Annotated in this window: 17 protein-coding genes; 5 read left to right on the top strand and 12 right to left on the bottom strand. The window is 70.3% G+C overall.

The features are described 5' to 3' along the window. Genes nuoK through ACZ45Z_RS27880 form a run of 11 tightly spaced genes read right to left on the bottom strand, consistent with a single transcriptional unit; the run spans position 1 to position 10,928 of the window. A complete protein-coding gene (gene nuoK / locus ACZ45Z_RS27930) occupies positions 1–300 on the bottom strand; it encodes an NADH-quinone oxidoreductase subunit NuoK (RefSeq protein WP_393892757.1) in 300 nt (99 codons plus the stop codon). Next, on the bottom strand, positions 297–1,157 hold the full coding sequence (locus ACZ45Z_RS27925; protein WP_468367958.1) for an NADH-quinone oxidoreductase subunit J: 861 nt from the start codon (positions 1,155–1,157) through the stop codon (positions 297–299). The genes nuoK and ACZ45Z_RS27925 overlap by 4 nt, the downstream gene beginning before the upstream one ends. After that, the gene (gene nuoI / locus ACZ45Z_RS27920) at positions 1,154–1,771 is read right to left on the bottom strand and encodes an NADH-quinone oxidoreductase subunit NuoI (RefSeq protein WP_468367955.1); all 618 of its coding nucleotides are present in this window, start codon (positions 1,769–1,771) and stop codon (positions 1,154–1,156) included. Before nuoI ends, ACZ45Z_RS27925 begins: the two co-directional genes overlap by 4 nt. After that, positions 1,764–3,182 (bottom strand): NADH-quinone oxidoreductase subunit NuoH, encoded by a 1,419-nt coding sequence (gene nuoH, locus ACZ45Z_RS27915; protein ID WP_468368282.1) that lies wholly within the window; start codon positions 3,180–3,182, stop codon positions 1,764–1,766. The genes nuoI and nuoH overlap by 8 nt, the downstream gene beginning before the upstream one ends. Further along, entirely contained in the window at positions 3,182–5,716 is a 2,535-nt protein-coding gene (locus ACZ45Z_RS27910) for an NADH-quinone oxidoreductase subunit G (protein WP_468367953.1), read from the bottom strand. The genes nuoH and ACZ45Z_RS27910 overlap by 1 nt, the downstream gene beginning before the upstream one ends. Further along, positions 5,713–7,095 (bottom strand): NADH-quinone oxidoreductase subunit NuoF, encoded by a 1,383-nt coding sequence (nuoF, locus tag ACZ45Z_RS27905; RefSeq protein ID WP_468367951.1) that lies wholly within the window; start codon positions 7,093–7,095, stop codon positions 5,713–5,715. The genes ACZ45Z_RS27910 and nuoF overlap by 4 nt, the downstream gene beginning before the upstream one ends. Beyond that, the gene (gene nuoE, locus ACZ45Z_RS27900; protein ID WP_468368279.1) at positions 7,095–7,913 is read right to left on the bottom strand and encodes an NADH-quinone oxidoreductase subunit NuoE; all 819 of its coding nucleotides are present in this window, start codon (positions 7,911–7,913) and stop codon (positions 7,095–7,097) included. Before nuoE ends, nuoF begins: the two co-directional genes overlap by 1 nt. Before the next feature lie 17 nt (positions 7,914–7,930). Further along, a complete protein-coding gene (locus tag ACZ45Z_RS27895) occupies positions 7,931–9,268 on the bottom strand; it encodes an NADH-quinone oxidoreductase subunit D (protein WP_468367949.1) in 1,338 nt (445 codons plus the stop codon). Continuing rightward, positions 9,268–10,008: an NADH-quinone oxidoreductase subunit C gene (locus ACZ45Z_RS27890; RefSeq protein ID WP_468367946.1), complete on the bottom strand. Its 741-nt coding sequence runs from the start codon at positions 10,006–10,008 to the stop codon at positions 9,268–9,270. Before ACZ45Z_RS27890 ends, ACZ45Z_RS27895 begins: the two co-directional genes overlap by 1 nt. Beyond that, a complete protein-coding gene (locus ACZ45Z_RS27885; RefSeq protein WP_468367943.1) occupies positions 10,005–10,559 on the bottom strand; it encodes a NuoB/complex I 20 kDa subunit family protein in 555 nt (184 codons plus the stop codon). The genes ACZ45Z_RS27890 and ACZ45Z_RS27885 overlap by 4 nt, the downstream gene beginning before the upstream one ends. A gap of 9 nt (positions 10,560–10,568) precedes the next feature. Next, on the bottom strand, positions 10,569–10,928 hold the full coding sequence (locus ACZ45Z_RS27880) for an NADH-quinone oxidoreductase subunit A (RefSeq protein WP_030262580.1): 360 nt from the start codon (positions 10,926–10,928) through the stop codon (positions 10,569–10,571). Positions 10,929–11,653: 725 nt separating this feature from the next. On the opposite strand from ACZ45Z_RS27880, the gene ACZ45Z_RS27875 reads away from it, so the two are divergent. The 4 genes from ACZ45Z_RS27875 (at position 11,654) to ACZ45Z_RS27860 (ending at position 14,341) form a co-directional block, all read left to right on the top strand. Further along, positions 11,654–12,460 carry a C40 family peptidase gene (locus ACZ45Z_RS27875; protein WP_468367939.1) on the top strand — a complete coding sequence of 269 codons (807 nt, stop codon included), beginning with the start codon at positions 11,654–11,656 and terminating at the stop codon, positions 12,458–12,460. A gap of 235 nt (positions 12,461–12,695) precedes the next feature. Next, the gene (locus ACZ45Z_RS27870) at positions 12,696–13,511 is read left to right on the top strand and encodes an ATP nucleotide 3'-pyrophosphokinase (protein WP_468367937.1); all 816 of its coding nucleotides are present in this window, start codon (positions 12,696–12,698) and stop codon (positions 13,509–13,511) included. 144 nt (positions 13,512–13,655) lie between these two features. Continuing rightward, entirely contained in the window at positions 13,656–13,898 is a 243-nt protein-coding gene (locus tag ACZ45Z_RS27865) for a hypothetical protein (protein ID WP_468367934.1), read from the top strand. Continuing rightward, positions 13,895–14,341 carry a PIN domain-containing protein gene (locus ACZ45Z_RS27860; RefSeq protein WP_468367932.1) on the top strand — a complete coding sequence of 149 codons (447 nt, stop codon included), beginning with the start codon at positions 13,895–13,897 and terminating at the stop codon, positions 14,339–14,341. The genes ACZ45Z_RS27865 and ACZ45Z_RS27860 overlap by 4 nt, the downstream gene beginning before the upstream one ends. Positions 14,342–14,401: 60 nt before the next feature. On the opposite strand, the gene ACZ45Z_RS27855 is transcribed toward ACZ45Z_RS27860, so the two are convergent. Continuing rightward, a complete protein-coding gene (locus tag ACZ45Z_RS27855; RefSeq protein WP_468367930.1) occupies positions 14,402–15,733 on the bottom strand; it encodes a geranylgeranyl reductase family protein in 1,332 nt (443 codons plus the stop codon). Between the two features lie 105 nt (positions 15,734–15,838). On the opposite strand from ACZ45Z_RS27855, the gene ACZ45Z_RS27850 reads away from it, so the two are divergent. Then, positions 15,839–16,348: a GNAT family N-acetyltransferase gene (locus ACZ45Z_RS27850; RefSeq protein WP_468367927.1), complete on the top strand. Its 510-nt coding sequence runs from the start codon at positions 15,839–15,841 to the stop codon at positions 16,346–16,348. The last annotated feature ends 105 nt before the right edge of the window (positions 16,349–16,453 follow it).

Genomic DNA, 16,453 nt, shown 5'->3' with positions numbered 1-16,453 from the left:
TTACAGCTTCATCAGGCTGGCGTCGTCGACCGAGGCCGTATGACGGGTGCGGAAGATCGACACGATGATCGCCAGACCGACGACGACCTCGGCCGCGGCGACGACCATCGTGAAGAAGGCGATGATCTGGCCGTCCAGATTTCCGTGCATCCGCGAGAAGGCCACGAAGGCGAGATTGCAGGCGTTGAGCATCAGCTCGATGCACATGAACACCACGATGGCGTTCCGCCTGATCAACACCCCGGCCGCGCCGATGGTGAACAACAGGGCGGCGAGGTAGAGGTAGTAGACCGGGTTCATTTCTTGGCCTCCTCCTTGGGCGACGCGACCCCGGGCGCCGAGGACGGCGGGGGTTCCGGCTCGGACTCCCGCCCCAGCCACTCCTGCGACCGCCGCTCCAGCGCCTTGAGTGCGGCCAGGGACTCGCCGGAGACGTCGCGGACCTGGCCGCGCTCCCGCAGCGTCGGACTGACCGTCAGCTCGGACGGGGTGCCGTCGGGCAGGAGGCCGGGGATGTCCACCGCGTTGTGCCGGGCGTAGACGCCGGGGGCGGGCAGCGGCGGCACCTGCTTGCCCTCGCGGACACGGGCCTCGGCCTGCTCGCGCTGGGACTTGGGGCGCTCCGTGCGCTCCCGGTGGGTGAGCACCATCGCGCCGACGGCCGCCGTGATCAGCAGGGCGCCGGTGATCTCGAAGGCGAAGACGTACTTGGTGAAGATGAGGGCGGCCAGGCCCTGCACATTGCCCCCGGCGTTGGCCTCGGCCAGGCCGTTGAACTCCTTGAGCGAGGCGTTGCCGATGCCGGCGATGAGCAGGATCCCGAAGCCGATGCCCAGGGTGGCGGCGAGCCACCGCTGGCCCTTGAGGGTCTCCTTGAGGGAGTCGGCCGCGGTGACGCCGACGAGCATGACGACGAAGAGGAACAGCATCATGATCGCGCCGGTGTAGACCACGACCTGGACGACGCCGAGGAAGTACGCGCCGTTGGCGAGGTAGAAGACCGCCAGGGTGATCATGGTCCCGGCCAGCGACAGCGCGCTGTGGACGGCCCGCTTCAGCAAGATCGTGCACAGCGCGCCGACGACGGCGACGATGCCCAGGACCCAGAACTGCACGGCCTCCCCGGTGGAGGTCATGGCGGCGGCGAGGGGAGTCATCGCCCCGTCACCTCCCCCGCGGCGGGTTCGTTCGGACCGGTCGTGGCGGCGGCTTCCTGCGGTGCCGCGCCCTTGGAGACGGCGGGCTGGCGGACCGTGCCGGGCGCGGCCTCGGTCACCAGGCCGTTGTAGTAGTCCTTCTCCGTCATGCCGGGGAAGATCGCGTGCGGCGTGTCGACCATCGTCTCCTGAAGGCCCGCGAGCAGCTCCTCCTTGGTGTAGATGAGCGATTCGCGGGACCGGTCGGCGAGTTCGTACTCGTTGGTCATGGTCAGGGCGCGGGTGGGACAGGCCTCCACGCACAGACCGCACAGGATGCAGCGCAGGTAGTTGATCTGGTAGACGCGGCCGTACCGCTCGCCCGGGGAGTAGCGCTCCTCGTCGGTGTTGTCCGCGCCCTCGACGTAGATCGCGTCCGCCGGGCAGGCCCAGGCGCACAGCTCGCAGCCGACGCACTTCTCCAGCCCGTCCGGATGGCGGTTGAGCTGGTGCCTGCCGTGGAAGCGGGGCGCCGTCGGCTTCTTCTCCTCCGGATACTGCTCGGTCAGCCGCTTCTTGAACATGGCCTTGAAGGTCACGCCGAAGCCGGCTACGGGGTTGTGGAACTCAGGCACCGTCGCCCCCCTTTCCGTCGATTCCGTTTTCGTCACTGACAGTGTCCACCCCGCCACTGACAATCAGCTCCCGCTCGCCACCGGCGCCCGCCGCGCGGGACGAACCCCAGCGCGGTCGCCGTCGTGGCACGGGTGGCAGGCTCTGGCCGGGCTTGGGCGGTACGGGGAAGCCGCCGGCCATCGGGTCGAACGCCTCGCCGCCGTCGGGCTCTTCCTCCCTCTCGCCCCGCCGGAAGAAGTCCACGACGAGGGAGACCAGCAGCAGGGCGACCGCGCCCCCGGCGACGTACAGCACGATCTGCTGGAAGCCGTAGCCCTCGTTCTTCAGCGCCCGGACGGTGGCGACCAGCATCAGCCAGACCATCGAGACCGGGATGAGGACCTTCCAGCCCAGCTTCATGAACTGGTCGTAGCGCATGCGCGGGAGCGTGCCGCGCAGCCAGATGAAGAAGAACAGCAGCAACTGCACCTTGATGACGAACCAGAGCAGCGGCCACCAGCCGTGGTTGGCGCCTTCCCAGAACGTGGTGATGGGGTACGGCGCCTTCCAACCGCCCAGGAAGAGGGTGACCGCGACCGCCGAGACGGTGACCATGTTGATGTACTCGGCGAGCATGAACATCGCGAACTTGATCGAGGAGTACTCGGTGTTGAAGCCGCCGACGAGGTCGCCCTCGGACTCCGGCAGGTCGAACGGCGCGCGGTTGGTCTCGCCCACCATCGCCACGATGTAGATGATGAACGACACCGGCAGCAGCAGGATGTACCACCTGTCCTGCTGCGATTCCACGATCGTCGAGGTCGACATCGACCCGGAGTAGAGGAAGACGGCCGCGAACGACATGCCCATCGCGATCTCGTAGGAGATCATCTGCGCGCAGGAGCGGAGCCCGCCGAGCAGCGGGTACGTCGAGCCGGAGGACCAGCCAGCGAGCACGATGCCGTAGATGCCGACGGAGGCCGTGGCCAGGATGTAGAGGATGCCGATCGGCAGGTCGGTGAGCTGCATCGGGGTGCGGTGGCCGAAGATCGAGATCTCGTTGTCGGCCGGGCCGAACGGGATGACCGCGATGGCCATGAAGGCCGGTACGGCCGCCACGATCGGCGCGAGGACGTACACCGCCTTGTCGGCCCGCTTGACGACCAGGTCCTCCTTCAGCATCAGCTTGATGCCGTCGGCGAGGGACTGGAGCATGCCCCAGGGACCGTGCCGGTTGGGGCCGATCCGCAACTGCATCCAGGCGACGACCTTGCGCTCCCAGACGATCGAGAACAGCACCGTCAGCATCAGGAACGCGAAGCAGAAGACCGCCTTGATGACGACGAGCCACCACGGATCGCGGCCGAACATCGACAGGTCTTCCTGGGCCAGCGCCCCGCCCGCCGCGACGAGTTGGTCGAGCCGCTGCATCACGCGTCCACCTCCTTGGCCAGCTCCGGCGTACCGGAGACGGCGCGGACCTTCACCAGGTCACCGGGTCGCGCCCCGGTGTCGGCGGCGACGCCCCCGCCCACGGAGTTCAGCGGTAGCCACACCACCCGGTCGGGCATCGGCGTGACCTGCAACGGCAGCCGCACCGAGCCGGCCGGCCCGGACACCGCCAGCAGATCGCCGTCCTTGACGCCGGTCTCCCGCGCGGTCGTCGGCGAGAGCCGGGCGACGGCGGCGTGCCGGGTGCCGGCCAGCGCCTCGTCGCCCTCCTGGAGCCGTCCCTGGTCCAGCAGCAGCCGGTGCCCGGCCAGTACCGCCTGGCCGGCCTCGGGCCGGGGCAGCGGGCGCCCCGACTCCACCGGCTCGGCGGCGTACGGCCCGCTCCAGCCGCCGAGGCGGTCCAGCTCACGGCGTACCGCGCGCAGGTCCGGCAGCGCGAGCAGGTTGCGGCTGTGTCCGCCTTCGACGCGGGCCAGCGCGTCGGCGAGCATGTGCAGGACCCGGGCGTCCGGCAGCAGATGCCGGCGGGTCATCTGGTCCGGCTTGAGCGCGGCCTCAAACAGCCGCGCCCGGCCTTCCCAGTTGAGGAACGTGCCGGCCTTCTCGACGACGGCGGCGACCGGCAGGACCACATCCGCCCGCTCGGTGACCCGGGTGGGCCGCAGCTCCAGGCTCACCAGGAAACCGACCTCGTCCAGGGCGGTCAGCGCGCGGGCCGGGTCGGGCAGGTCCGCGACCTCGACGCCGGCCACCACCAGCGCGCCGATCTCGCCGGTCGCCGCGGCCTCGATGATCTGGCCGGTGTCCCGGCCGTGCCGGTGCGGGAGCGCGGCCACGCCCCAGGCGGCGGCGACCTCGTCGCGCGCCCGCGGGTCGGTGGCCGGCCGGCCACCGGGCAGCAGGCCCGGCAGCGCGCCCGCCTCAAGGGCGCCGCGTTCGCCCGCCCGGCGCGGGATCCACACCAGGCGGGCGCCGGTGGCGGCCGCGGCGCGGACCGCCGCGGTCAGCGCGCCGGGCACCGCCGCCAGCCGCTCGCCGACGATGATCACCGAGCCGTCGGCCCGCAGCGCCTCGGCCGCGGCCCGGCCCTCGCCCTCCAGGCCGGCGCCGTCCGCGAGCGCGTCCAGCCATTCGGTTTCGGTACCGGGCGCGGCGGGCAGCAGCGTGCCGCCGGCCTTGATCAGGCCGCGCGAGGCGTACGCCGCCAGCCCGAAGGTGCGGCCGCCACCGCGGCGGTGGGCCTTGCGCAGCCGCAGGAAGACGCCGGGGGCCTCCTCCTCCGCCTCGATGCCGGCCAGCAGCACGGCCGGCGCCTTCTCCAGCGCGGTGTACGTCAGGCCCTCGCCGTCCAGGTCGCGGCCGCGGCCGGCGATCCTGGCCGCCAGGAAGTCGGCCTCCTCGGCGCTGTGCGGCCGCGCCCGGAAGTCGATGTCGTTGGTCTCCAGCGCGACGCGGGCGAACTTGGCGTACGCGTAGGAGTCCTCGACGGTCAGCCGGCCGCCGGTCAGGACGCCGGTGCGTCCCTTGGCCGCCGCCAGGCCCCGGGCCGCGGCCTCCAGGGCCTCGGGCCAGCTCGCCGGCTCCAGCTCACCGCTCCCGGCGTTGCGCACCAGGGGGTGTTCGAGCCGGTCGCGCTGCTGGGCGTAGCGGAAGCCGAAGCGGCCCTTGTCGCAGAGCCATTCCTCGTTGACCTCGGGGTCGTTGGCCGCCATCCGGCGCATGACCTTGCCGCGCCGGTGGTCGGTGCGCGTCGCGCAGCCGCCCGCGCAGTGTTCGCACACCGACGGGGAGGAGACCAGGTCGAAGGGGCGGGAGCGGAAGCGGTAGGCGGCGGAGGTGAGCGCGCCGACCGGGCAGATCTGGATGGTGTTGCCGGAGAAGTACGACTGGAAGGGGTCGCCCTCGCCGGTGCCGACCTGCTGGAGGGCGCCGCGCTCGACCAGCTCGATCATCGGGTCGCCGGCGATCTGGTTGCTGAAGCGGGTGCAGCGCGCGCACAGCACGCAGCGTTCGCGGTCCAGCAGCACCTGCGTGGAGATCGGCACCGGCTTGGCGAACGTCCGCTTCCTGCCTTCGAAGCGGGAGTCCGGGTCGCCGACCTGCATCGCCTGATTCTGCAGCGGGCACTCGCCGCCCTTGTCGCAGACCGGGCAGTCCAGCGGGTGGTTGATCAGCAGCAGCTCCATCACGCCGCGCTGGGCCTTCTCGGCCACCGGGGAGGTGAGCTGGGACTTGACGACCATCCCGTCGGTGCAGGTGATGGTGCACGAGGCCATCGGCTTGCGCTGGCCCTCGACCTCCACGATGCACTGCCGGCAGGCGCCCGCCGGATCCAGCAGCGGGTGGTCGCAAAAGCGCGGGATCTCGATGCCGAGGAGTTCGGCGGCGCGGATGACCAGCGTCCCCTTGGGAACGGAGATCTCGATGCCGTCGATCGTCAGGGTGACGAGGTCTTCCGGCGGGATCGCCGCCTCGCCGCCCCCGTTGTGGGGGGCATTTGTCGTGACGGTCATGCATTCACCCCCAGGTGGGCGTCGTTGCCGGCCCAGAGGGTCGACTTGGCGGGGTCGAACGGGCAGCCCTTGCCGGTGATGTGCCGCTCGTACTCCTCGCGGAAGTACTTGAGCGAGGAGAAGATCGGCGAGGCGGCGCCGTCGCCGAGGGCGCAGAAGGACTTGCCGTTGATGTTGTCGGCGATGTCGTTGAGCTTGTCGAGGTCGTCCATCCGGCCCTTGCCGGCTTCGATGTCGCGCAGCAACTGCACCAGCCAGTAGGTGCCTTCGCGGCACGGGGTGCACTTGCCGCAGGACTCGTGCGCGTAGAACTCCGTCCAGCGGGTCACCGCGCGCACCACGCAGGTCGTCTCGTCGAAGCACTGGAGCGCTTTGGTGCCGAGCATCGAGCCGGCCGCGCCGACGCCCTCGTAGTCCAGGGGGACGTCCAGGTGCTCGTCGGTGAACATGGGGGTGGAGGAGCCGCCCGGCGTCCAGAACTTCAGGCGGTGGCCGCGGCGGATGCCGCCGCTCATGTCGAGCAGTTGGCGCAGGGTGATGCCCAGCGGGGCTTCGTACTGGCCGGGGTTGGTGACATGGCCGCTGAGGGAGTAGAGCGTGAAGCCCGGGGACTTCTCGCTGCCCATCGAGCGGAACCAGTCCTTGCCCTTGTTCATGATGGCGGGAACCGAGGCGATGGACTCGACGTTGTTCACGACGGTGGGGCAGGCGTAGAGGCCGGCCACCGCCGGGAAGGGGGGACGCAGCCGGGGCTGTCCGCGGCGGCCCTCCAGGGAGTCCAGCAGCGCGGTTTCCTCACCGCAGATGTAGGCCCCGGCGCCGGCGTGGACGATGACGTCGAGGTCGAGTCCCGAGCCGAGGATGTTCTTGCCGAGGTAGCCCGCCGCGTACGCCTCGCGGACGGCTTCGTGCAGCCGCCGCAGGACGGGCACGACCTCACCGCGCAGGTAGATGAAGGCGTGGTGGGAGCGGATCGCGTGGCAGGCGATCACGATGCCCTCGATGAGGGAGTGCGGGTTGGCGAAGAGGAGCGGGATGTCCTTGCAGGTCCCGGGCTCCGATTCGTCGGCGTTGACGACGAGGTAGTGCGGTTTGCCGTCGCCCTGCGGGATGAACTGCCACTTCATGCCGGTGGGGAAGCCGGCGCCGCCGCGGCCGCGCAGCCCGGCGTCCTTGACGTAGGCGATGACGTCGTCCGGGGGCATCGCCAGCGCCTTGCGCAGGCCTTCGTAGCCCTCGTGGCGCCGGTAGGTCTCCAGCGTCCAGGAGCGGGGCTCGTCCCAGAAGGCGGACAGAACGGGCGCGAGGATCTTCTCCGGGCTCGTCCCTTCCCCGACCTCCGGCCGGGCGGTGCCCCCATCCTCGGTTGCCACGGTCATCACTCCCCCTCCTCTGCTGTGGGCCCGGCCGGGTGGTGAGAGTCGGAGGCCGAGGTTTCTTGCGGTGCGTCGTGGGAGCTGGGGTGGGTGGCCGGGCGCTGGTCCTGCGGGGGGCGGGACGTACGCGGCGAGATGACGTGGTCGCCGCGGCCGGGCACGGCCTGGCCCTTGGCCAGCCGCAGTCCGACCAGCGAGGCGGGGCCGGCGCCGCCGCTCGCCTCGACCGCGCCGGGCCGCTCGTCGGGGAACCCGGCCAGCATCCGGGCCGTCTCCTTGTACGTGCACAGGGGCGCGCCGCGGGTGGGTTCGACGGTCCGCCCGGCCCGCAGGTCGTCGACGAGCCGTTTGGCGGACTCGGGCGTCTGGTTGTCGAAGAACTCCCAGTTGACCATCACGACGGGGGCGAAGTCGCAGGCGGCGTTGCACTCGATGTGTTCGAGGGTGACGGCGCCGTCCTCGGTGGTCTCGCCGTTGCCGACGCCGAGGTGCTCCTTGAGCTCGTCGAAGATCGCGTCGCCGCCCATCACCGCGCACAGGGTGTTGGTGCAGACCCCGACCTGGTAGTCACCGCTGGGCTTGCGCCGGTACATGGTGTAGAAGGTCGAGACCGCGGTGACCTCGGCGGTGGTCAGGCCGAGCTGTTCGGCGCAGAAGCGGATGCCGGTGCGGGTGACGTGCCCCTCCTCGGACTGCACGAGGTGCAGCAGCGGCAGCAGGGCCGAGCGGGAGCCGGGGTAGCGGGCGATCACCTCCTTGGCGTCGGCTTCGAGCCGGGCGCGTACGTCGGCGGGGTAGTCGGGGGCGGGGAGTTCGGGCATCCCCAACTGGACGTCACTCACCGGTCGACGCCTCCCATCACGGGGTCGATGGACGCGACGGCGACGATGACGTCGGCGACCTGGCCGCCTTCGCACATCGCCGCCATGGCCTGGAGGTTGGTGAAGGAGGGGTCGCGGAAGTGGACCCGGTAGGGGCGGGTGCCGCCGTCGCTGACGGCGTGCACGCCGAGTTCGCCCTTGGGGGATTCGACCGCCGCGTAGGTCTGCCCGGGCGGGACCCGGAAGCCCTCGGTCACCAGCTTGAAGTGGTGGATCAGGGCCTCCATCGAGGTGCCCATGATCTTCTTGATGTGGTCGAGGGAGTTGCCCAGGCCGTCCGGGCCCAGGGCGAGCTGGGCGGGCCAGGCGATCTTCTTGTCGGCGACCATCACCGGCCCCGGCGCCAGGCGGTCCAGGCACTGTTCGACGATCCGCAGCGACTGGCGCATCTCCTCCAGCCGGATCAGGAACCGGCCGTAGGAGTCGCAGGTGTCGGCGGTCGGCACCTCGAAGTCGTAGGTGTCGTAGCCGCAGTAGGGCTGTGTCTTGCGCAGGTCGTGCGGCAGCCCGGCGGAGCGCAGCACCGGGCCGGTGGCGCCGGTGGCCAGGCAGCCGGCCAGGTCGAGGTAGCCGATGCCCTCCATGCGGCCCCGGAAGACGGGGTTGCCGGTGGCGAGCTTGTCGTATTCGGGGAGGTTCTTGCGCATCTTCTTGACGAAGGCGCGCACCTGGTCGACGGCGCCGGCGGGCAGGTCCTGGGCGAGGCCGCCGGGGCGGATGTAGGCGTGGTTCATCCGCAGCCCGGTGATCAGCTCGTACAGGTCGAGGATCAGCTCGCGGTCGCGGAAGCCGTAGATCATGATCGTGGTGGCGCCCAGTTCCATGCCGCCGGTGGCGATGGCCACCAGGTGGGAGGAGAGGCGGTTGAGCTCCATGAGCATCACGCGGATGACGGTGGCCCGGTCGGGGATGTCGTCGGTGATGCCGAGCAGCTTCTCCACGGCCAGGCAGTACGCCGTCTCGTTGAAGAACGGCGTGAGGTAGTCCATCCGCGTCACGAAGGTGGTGCCCTGGGTCCAGGTCCGGTATTCGAGGTTCTTCTCGATGCCGGTGTGGAGGTATCCGATGCCGCAGCGGGCCTCGGTGACGGTCTCGCCGTCGATCTCCAGGATCAGCCGGAGCACGCCGTGCGTGGAGGGGTGCTGCGGCCCCATGTTGACGATGATCCGCTCGTCGTCGGACCTGGCGGCCGCCGCGGCGATCTCGTCCCAGTCGCCGCCGGTGACGGTGTAGACCGGGCCCTCGGTCGTCTCGCGGGCCGCCGCGTGGGGACGCTGCGCGTGGGGAGTTGCCATCAGCTGTACGACCTCCGCTGGTCGGGAGCCGGGATACGGGCGCCCTTGTACTCGACGGCGATGCCGCCGAGCGGGTAGTCCTTGCGCTGCGGGAAGCCCTGCCAGTCGTCGGGCATCATGATCCGGGTGAGCGCGGGGTGCCCGTCGAAGACGAGGCCGAAGAAGTCGTAGGTCTCGCGCTCGTGCCAGTCGTTGGTCGGATAGACCTCCACGAGCGAGGGCACATGGGGATCGGCGTCGGGGGCGGAGACCTCCAGCCGGATCAGCCGGTTGTGGGTGATCGAGCGCAGGTGGTAGACGGCGTGCAGCTCGCGGCCCTTGTCGCCGGGGAAGTGCACCCCGCTCACGCCCGTACACAGTTCGAAGCGCAGCGCCGGGTCGTCGCGCAGGATCTTGGCGACGGCCGGGAGGTACTCGCGCTCGATGTGGAAGGTGATCTCGTCGCGGTCGACGACCGTCTTGTCGATGACGTTCTCGGGGACCAGGCCCCGCTCGTCCAGGGCGCCCTCCAGCTCGTCGGCGACCTCGTCGAACCAGCCGCCGTAGGGGCGGGAGGTGGCGCCGGGCAGCCGTACGGTGCGGACCAGGCCGCCGTAACCGGAGGTGTCGCCGCCGTTGTCGGCGCCGAACATGCCGCGGCGGGTGGCGATCACCTCGCCGGCGTCGTCGCGCGGCGCGGGGACGTTTCCGCTCGTGGCGTCGGGCGGCTGGGGGTTCTGGGGGTTCTTCGGCTCGGTCACCGCAGCAGCCCCTTCATCTCGATCAGCGGGAGCGCCTTGAGGGCCGCTTCCTCCGCCTCGTGCGCCGCCTGGCGCTGGTTGACCCCGAGCTTGGTGTCCTGGATCTTCTGGTGGAGCTTGAGAATGGCGTCCAGCAGCATCTCGGGGCGCGGCGGGCAGCCCGGCAGGTAGATGTCGACGGGGACGATGTGGTCGACGCCCTGGACGATCGCGTAGTTGTTGAACATGCCGCCCGACGAGGCGCACACGCCCATGGAGATCACCCATTTCGGGTTCGGCATCTGGTCGTAGACCTGCCGCAGCACGGGCGCCATCTTCTGGCTCACCCGGCCGGCCACGATCATCAGGTCGGCCTGCCGCGGTGAGCCGCGGAAGACCTCCATGCCGAAGCGGGCGAGGTCGTAGCGCCCGGCGCCGGTGGTCATCATCTCGATGGCGCAGCAGGCCAGGCCGAAGGTCGCGGGGAAGACCGATGACTTGCGCACCCAGCCCGCGGCCTGCTCGACAGTGGTCAGCAAAAAGCCGCTCGGCAGCTTCTCTTCAAGTCCCATTGGTGGCCCCTAGTCCCATTCCAGGCCGCCACGACGCCAGACATAGGCGTAGGCGACGAAGACGGTGAGCGCGAAGAGGAGCATCTCGACGAGCCCGAACAGCCCCAGGGCGTCGAAGGTGACGGCCCAGGGATAGAGGAAGACGATCTCGATGTCGAAGACGATGAACAGCATCGCCGTCAGGTAGTACTTGATCGGGAAGCGACCGCCGCCGGACGGCTGCGGGGTCGGCTCGATTCCGCACTCGTACGCCTCGAGCTTGGCCCGGTTGTAGCGCCTGGGTCCGACGAGCGTGGCCATGACGACAGAGAAGATCGCAAAGCCTGCCCCGAGGGCTCCCAGTACGAGGATGGGCGCGTAAGCGTTCACCGTCCTCGCTCCCTTCAGTCGACGATGACTGGATGGCGGTCCGCTCGGGCCCTTGGCCGCCCCGGTGAAGATCGTGCACATGTGAGGCAGTTCACAAGCCCGAACCGCTTGCATCTTATGCCCGTCGATCTGTGATCTGCGACACGGGGTGCGACAACGCCTTTGTGATCTCCACCACCCGGCGAACGATCATGAAGTCGGATCAGCGGTGATCTTCATACGCGAAGCGCGCGAGTGATCACGAGAGGTGACATTCACCCGGGTTACCGCTGGTCAGAGGGCACGCGCCACTATCAAGAGGTGGACCGTGCAAGCAAATTGGCGCTGGACCGGCCCAACTGCTATAAGCCGCAGGCCGACTGGGGCGGCCCGGCCGTGACCCGACCGTGATCGTCCGTACGTGCCCGCGTTCACGAGCGCGGCACCCGCCGACAGGTCACGGGAACATAACGGACACTCAAGAGTGACCTATCCCACGCTATTTAGGGGCCTGAGTCCTTGACGGCCGGGAAGCCTTGGCGTGGCGGATGGGGAGGTGATAAGTGCCTCCGGAGACCGCATCGGGCTGCAAATGCCGTGCGTAGGAACATGATCGCGAAATACGGACATCGCGCCGGCGGGTCCGCGCGCAGTCAAAAGTCCGTTTTGTTCGACGCGTACGCGTCAAGTGTGGCGTACTGCACCTTTCTTGGCAGCAACCTCCGGCGCCTGATAGCCGTGGTGCCATGTCCCCGAACGCACTCATACCCAGCCACCGGAAGCCCCGCCGTTCCGCGTCCTCGCGGGCACTGCGTGCGGGAGTGACCGGTGGCATCCTCACCTTCGCGGTGACCGGCGCGACCGTGCCGGCCAACGCCGCCGAGAAGCCCGTCTCCGAAACGCAGGAGATGCCGACCATCACGACGGCGCTGGCCACCAGCGCCGCCAAGAGCGCCGACGCCGCGCAGCAGGTCGCGTTCACCTACGAGCGTCAGGCGCTCCAGGAAGACGCCCTGACGCACGCCGCCAAGACCGCGCAGAAGCACAAGGCCGCCGCTGAGGCCAAGGCGAAGGCCGCGGCCAAGAAGAAGGCCCAGGAGGCCCGGGAGGCCAAGGAGGCCGCCCAGGCCCGCGCCTCGCGCTCCGCCGAGCGCTCGACGCTCTCCGCCGTCTCCACGCCGTCGGCCTCCTCCGCCACCGGCAGCACCGCCACGCTCGTCGCCTTCCTCAAGGCGCAGCTCGGCAAGGCGTACGTGATGGGTGCCACCGGCCCGTCCGCGTACGACTGCTCCGGCCTGACCCAGGCCGCGTTCAGCCAGATCGGCATCGACCTGCCGCGCGTCTCGCAGGACCAGTCGACCGCCGGCACCCAGGTCGGCCTGGACAACCTCCAGGTCGGCGACATCCTGTACTGGGGCAGCGCGGGCAGCGCCTACCACGTGGGTGTCTACGTCGGTAACGGCAACTTCATCGGTGCGCAGAACTCCAGCACCGGCATCGTCGAGCGCCCGCTCGACTACGACCAGCCGACCGGCGCGGTACGCGTCCTCTGAGACCGCCGCACGGACCGCCCCTCCCACCGCTCGGGAGGGGCGGTTTTTCGTTGCCGCCGCCGCGCGGTGGCAACCGATTCGCGCCGTTCGACGCCGTGTTTTGGCCAGGTATGCGCCAACTGGCCGTGCCACAGCTACCGATGGCCGGGGACACCGTTGCAGTTCTCGTCACATGCCGCGCAAATGACCCGTAAGTGTCATGCGGTACCCGTAGCGAGAGGGACCCCGCACACCGATGAGCACTTCTTTCACCCCCCGCCGCCTCGTCACCCGCGCCGCGACCGCCGCCGCGCTCGCCACCGCCCTCGGCCTGGGCGCGATCCACACCACCAGCGCGGCCACCGCCTCGGCCCCGGTCACGGCCGCCCCGGCGGGCCGGGCCGACACCGATCCGGACGGCGGCTGGCGCCAGGACGGACTGGCGCTGAACGCCGCCGACAACAACAAGGTCGACGCGTTCGCCGCCCGCGCCCGCACGGCCGAGCGCTCCATCAGCCCCCAGGTACGCGCCGCCGCCCGGCTCAGCAACGCCGAACTGGTCGGCTTCGACCACCGGCTGAAGTCCCCCGACTCGCTCAAGCGCAAGGTCGCCACCTGGATGCGGGAAACCCCGGGCCAGTCGGTGGAGGAGGCGCTGTCCATGATCAACGACTCGGTCCGCTTCACCCTCCAGTGGCCGGCCCTCACCTACACCACCGGCGCCGCCACCGCGGCCGGGCTGCTCTCCAACTGGGGCAACGAGAGCACCCGCTGGGCCAACACCTGGCACCGCGCCGCGGGCTACAAGGCGATCAACTCCGCCTGGCGCGCCCCGCGCTCCGGCCAGCTCTTCGAGGTCCAGTTCCACACCCCGCAGAGCAAGGCCGCACAACTGGAGACACACAAGCTGTACGAGGAACAGCGGCTGCCCGGCACTCCGCCCGAGCGGGTCCGCGAACTCCAGGAGAAGCAGAACGCCATCTTCGCGGCCGTGCAGGTCCCGCCGGGCGCCGACCGGCTGACCGCCCCCGAACCCCGCCGCCGGGCCCCGGCCCGCGTACCGGCCGGCTGACCCCTCCCGCCGCGGCCGGAACGCCGCACGCGACGGCGCGGGTCCGGAGCTCTCCGGGCCCGCGCCACGTCGAGCCGGCCGGCGGCGATTACGTGCGGCGACCCCCACGAGATTTTTCCTACCGGCGGTGTTACGTTTTTAGGTATGAGCAGCCACGTAGCCCACGCCGCACCCGAGCGGGCCGGTAAGAGATCCGTCTCGCTGGCGCAGTCGTTGATCAAGGAAGTTGAGGAGCGGACCGGGAAGAACGCCTTCTCCTCAGTCGTGGCCGAAGCCCTGGAGCAGTGGCTCGCCACTGCCAAGCTCCGCGAGGTCGTCGCAGCCGACCGCGAGGCGTTCGGCCCGGTTTCCGCCGAAGCACGGCGGCAGGCGGAACAGGAGTGGTGACCAAACGCCCCAAGATCAAGGCAAAAAGTGAAGGCACGCTCGTCTTGGACGCCCAGGGGCTTTCCCTGCACGTCGACGGCGACGAGCCGATGCGTGCGCGAATCGAGGTCGCCCAGCAGAGCGGCAGACGAGTGGCACTGTCCGTCCTGACACCTTTGGAGGTGCGCCGAACCGGGGAGGCCGCCAAGCGGCTCCAGTTCCTGCTGTCCCGGTTCGACGTGAAGCCGGTCAGCGACGCGGTGATACATGCCGCGGAGAAGCTGCTGGACCTCTCGGGCCTTGACGGGCACGAATGCCTCGTGGACGCACTCGTGGTCGCCACAGCCGCGCTTTGCGCACCCCCGGTGCTGCTCGTCACCTCCGACAAGTCGCACATCCCGGCTCTGTGCAAGGCTGCCGAGGAGCTTCCGGGCTCGCCGAAGCTGAAGATCGTCAACGTCTGAGAGTTCAACCGCCGCGCGCCCGGCCGCCGATCCCCGGCCCGGGCGGGCGGTCTTGCATGGTCAGGACTTGGGGGCCACCTTGCTCAGGCCGTTGATGATGCGGTCCATCGCGTCGCCGCCCGTGGGGTCGGTGAGGTTGGCGAGCATCTTGAGGGTGAAGCGCATCAGCAGGGGGTGGGTCAGGCCGCGCTGGGTGGCGATCTTCATGACCTTGGGGTTGCCGATGAGCTTCACGAAGGCGCGGCCCAGGGAGTAGTAGCCGCCGTAGGTTTCCTTGAGGATCTTCGGGTAGCGGTGCAGGGCCAGCTCGCGCTGCGCGTAGGTCTGCCGGGCGTGCGCCTGGACGATGACCTCGGCGGCGATGGCGCCGGACTCCATGGCGTACGCGATGCCCTCGCCGTTGAAGGGGTTGACCAGCCCGCCGGCGTCGCCGACCAGCAGGAGGCCCTTGGTGTAGTGCGGCTGGCGGTTGAAGGCCATGGGGAGGGCGGCGCCCCGGATCGGGCCGGTCATGTTCTCCGGGGTGTAGCCCCAGTCGGCGGGCATGGAGGCGCACCACGCCTTGAGGACCTCGCGCCAGTCCAGTTCCTTGAAGGAGTCTGAGGTGTTCAGCACGCCGAGGCCGACGTTGGACGTGCCGTCGCCCATGCCGAAGATCCAGCCGTAGCCGGGCAGCAGCCGGTCCTGCGGGCCGCGCCGGTCCCACAGCTCCAGCCAGGACTCCAGGTAGTCGTCGTCGTGGCGCGGTGAGGTGAAGTACGTGCGCACGGCGACGCCCATCGGGCGGTCCTCGCGCCGGTGCAGGCCCATGGCCAGGGAGAGGCGGGTGGAGTTGCCGTCGGCGGCGACGACGAGCGGCGCGTGGAAGGTGACCGGGGTCTTGTCTTTCGCATCGGACCCGGCCTCGCCGAGCTTGGCGTGCACGCCGGTGATGTGGCCGGTCAGCTCGTCGATGATCGGGGCGCCGACGTTGCAGCGCTCGTACAGCCGCGCGCCCGCCTTCTGCGCCTGCCGGGCGAGCTGCTCGTCGAAGTCGTCGCGCTTGCGGACCAGTCCGTAATCGGGGAACGAGGCGAGATCCGGCCAGTCGAGCTGGAGCCGGGAGCCGCCACCGATGATGCGCAGGCCCTTGTTGCGCAGCCAGCCGGCTTCCTCGGAGATGTCGATGCCCATGGCCACGAGCTGCTTGGTGGCGCGCGGGGTCAGGCCGTCGCCGCACACCTTCTCGCGGGGGAACGCGGTCTTCTCCAGGAGGAGGACGTCCAGCCCGGACTTGGCGAGATGGTAGGCGGTCGCTGAGCCGGCGGGCCCGGCACCGACGACGATCACATCCGCGCTGTGCTCCGATCGGGGCGTGGTCACGGGCTCGGTCACGGACGCGGACTCGGTCACGGCGGGGTCTCCCGGAAGTCGATATCTGGATATCTGGGTGCCGACCGGCACTGGGCACGTGCAGTCTATGGGGGCCTTGGTGATCAGATCCTGAAGGGTTGGCCGATGAATACACCGCTCCCGGCTGTCGAGCTGCGCGTGCCCACCGAGGAGGACGCCTGGCACTGGCACCAGGTCTTCAAGGACCCCGAAGTCATGGAATTCCACGGCGGGATCGCGGCCGAACTGTCGGTGTACGAGGAGCTGACCGCGCGGCAGCGCAGACATCACGCGGAGCTGGGGTACTGCCTCTACACCCTGCTGGACCCGGCCGACGGCGCGGTCATGGGCTTCACCGGCGCGCAGCCGTGGCCCTGGGAGTGGGGCCCGGCCGGGGAGACGGAGATCGGCTGGCGGCTGGGCCGCGCCTACTGGGGCAAGGGGTACGCCACCGCGGCGGCGCGGGCGGCGCTGGAGTCCGTACGCGCCGCCGGGGTGCGGGAGGTCGTCGCGATGGTGGACGCCCGCAACGAGCGGTCCCTGGCGGTGACCCGGCGGCTGGGAATGCGGCGCGCGGAGACGGTGATCACACCGCGGGGCGAGCGGACCGCCTACTGCCACCGGCTGGCGGTCTGAGCGGCCGTTCGCCGGCGGGGGGGGGGGGGGGGGGGGGGGGGGGGGGGGGGGGGGGGGGGGGGGGGGGGGGGGGGGGGGGGGGGGGGGGGGGGGGGGGGGGGGGGG

It is taken from the genome of Streptomyces sp. NPDC031210, from assembly GCF_055570395.1.
Note: the sequence above shows the minus strand (reverse complement) of the source record. Positions and strands in the feature narration are given on the sequence as shown.

Coding starts and splice junctions, on each gene's coding strand:
- nuoE (WP_468368279.1), bottom strand. CDS start 7,913: ATGCCCGAACTCCCCGCCCCCGACTACCCCGCCGACGTACGCGCCCGG.
- ACZ45Z_RS27870 (WP_468367937.1), top strand. CDS start 12,696: ATGAGCACTTCTTTCACCCCCCGCCGCCTCGTCACCCGCGCCGCGACC.
- ACZ45Z_RS27925 (WP_468367958.1), bottom strand. CDS start 1,157: ATGACTCCCCTCGCCGCCGCCATGACCTCCACCGGGGAGGCCGTGCAG.
- ACZ45Z_RS27910 (WP_468367953.1), bottom strand. CDS start 5,716: ATGACCGTCACGACAAATGCCCCCCACAACGGGGGCGGCGAGGCGGCG.
- ACZ45Z_RS27875 (WP_468367939.1), top strand. CDS start 11,654: ATGTCCCCGAACGCACTCATACCCAGCCACCGGAAGCCCCGCCGTTCC.
- nuoF (WP_468367951.1), bottom strand. CDS start 7,095: ATGACCGTGGCAACCGAGGATGGGGGCACCGCCCGGCCGGAGGTCGGG.
- nuoH (WP_468368282.1), bottom strand. CDS start 3,182: ATGCAGCGGCTCGACCAACTCGTCGCGGCGGGCGGGGCGCTGGCCCAG.
- ACZ45Z_RS27885 (WP_468367943.1), bottom strand. CDS start 10,559: ATGGGACTTGAAGAGAAGCTGCCGAGCGGCTTTTTGCTGACCACTGTC.
- nuoK (WP_393892757.1), bottom strand. CDS start 300: ATGAACCCGGTCTACTACCTCTACCTCGCCGCCCTGTTGTTCACCATC.
- ACZ45Z_RS27850 (WP_468367927.1), top strand. CDS start 15,839: ATGAATACACCGCTCCCGGCTGTCGAGCTGCGCGTGCCCACCGAGGAG.
- ACZ45Z_RS27895 (WP_468367949.1), bottom strand. CDS start 9,268: ATGGCAACTCCCCACGCGCAGCGTCCCCACGCGGCGGCCCGCGAGACG.
- ACZ45Z_RS27865 (WP_468367934.1), top strand. CDS start 13,656: ATGAGCAGCCACGTAGCCCACGCCGCACCCGAGCGGGCCGGTAAGAGA.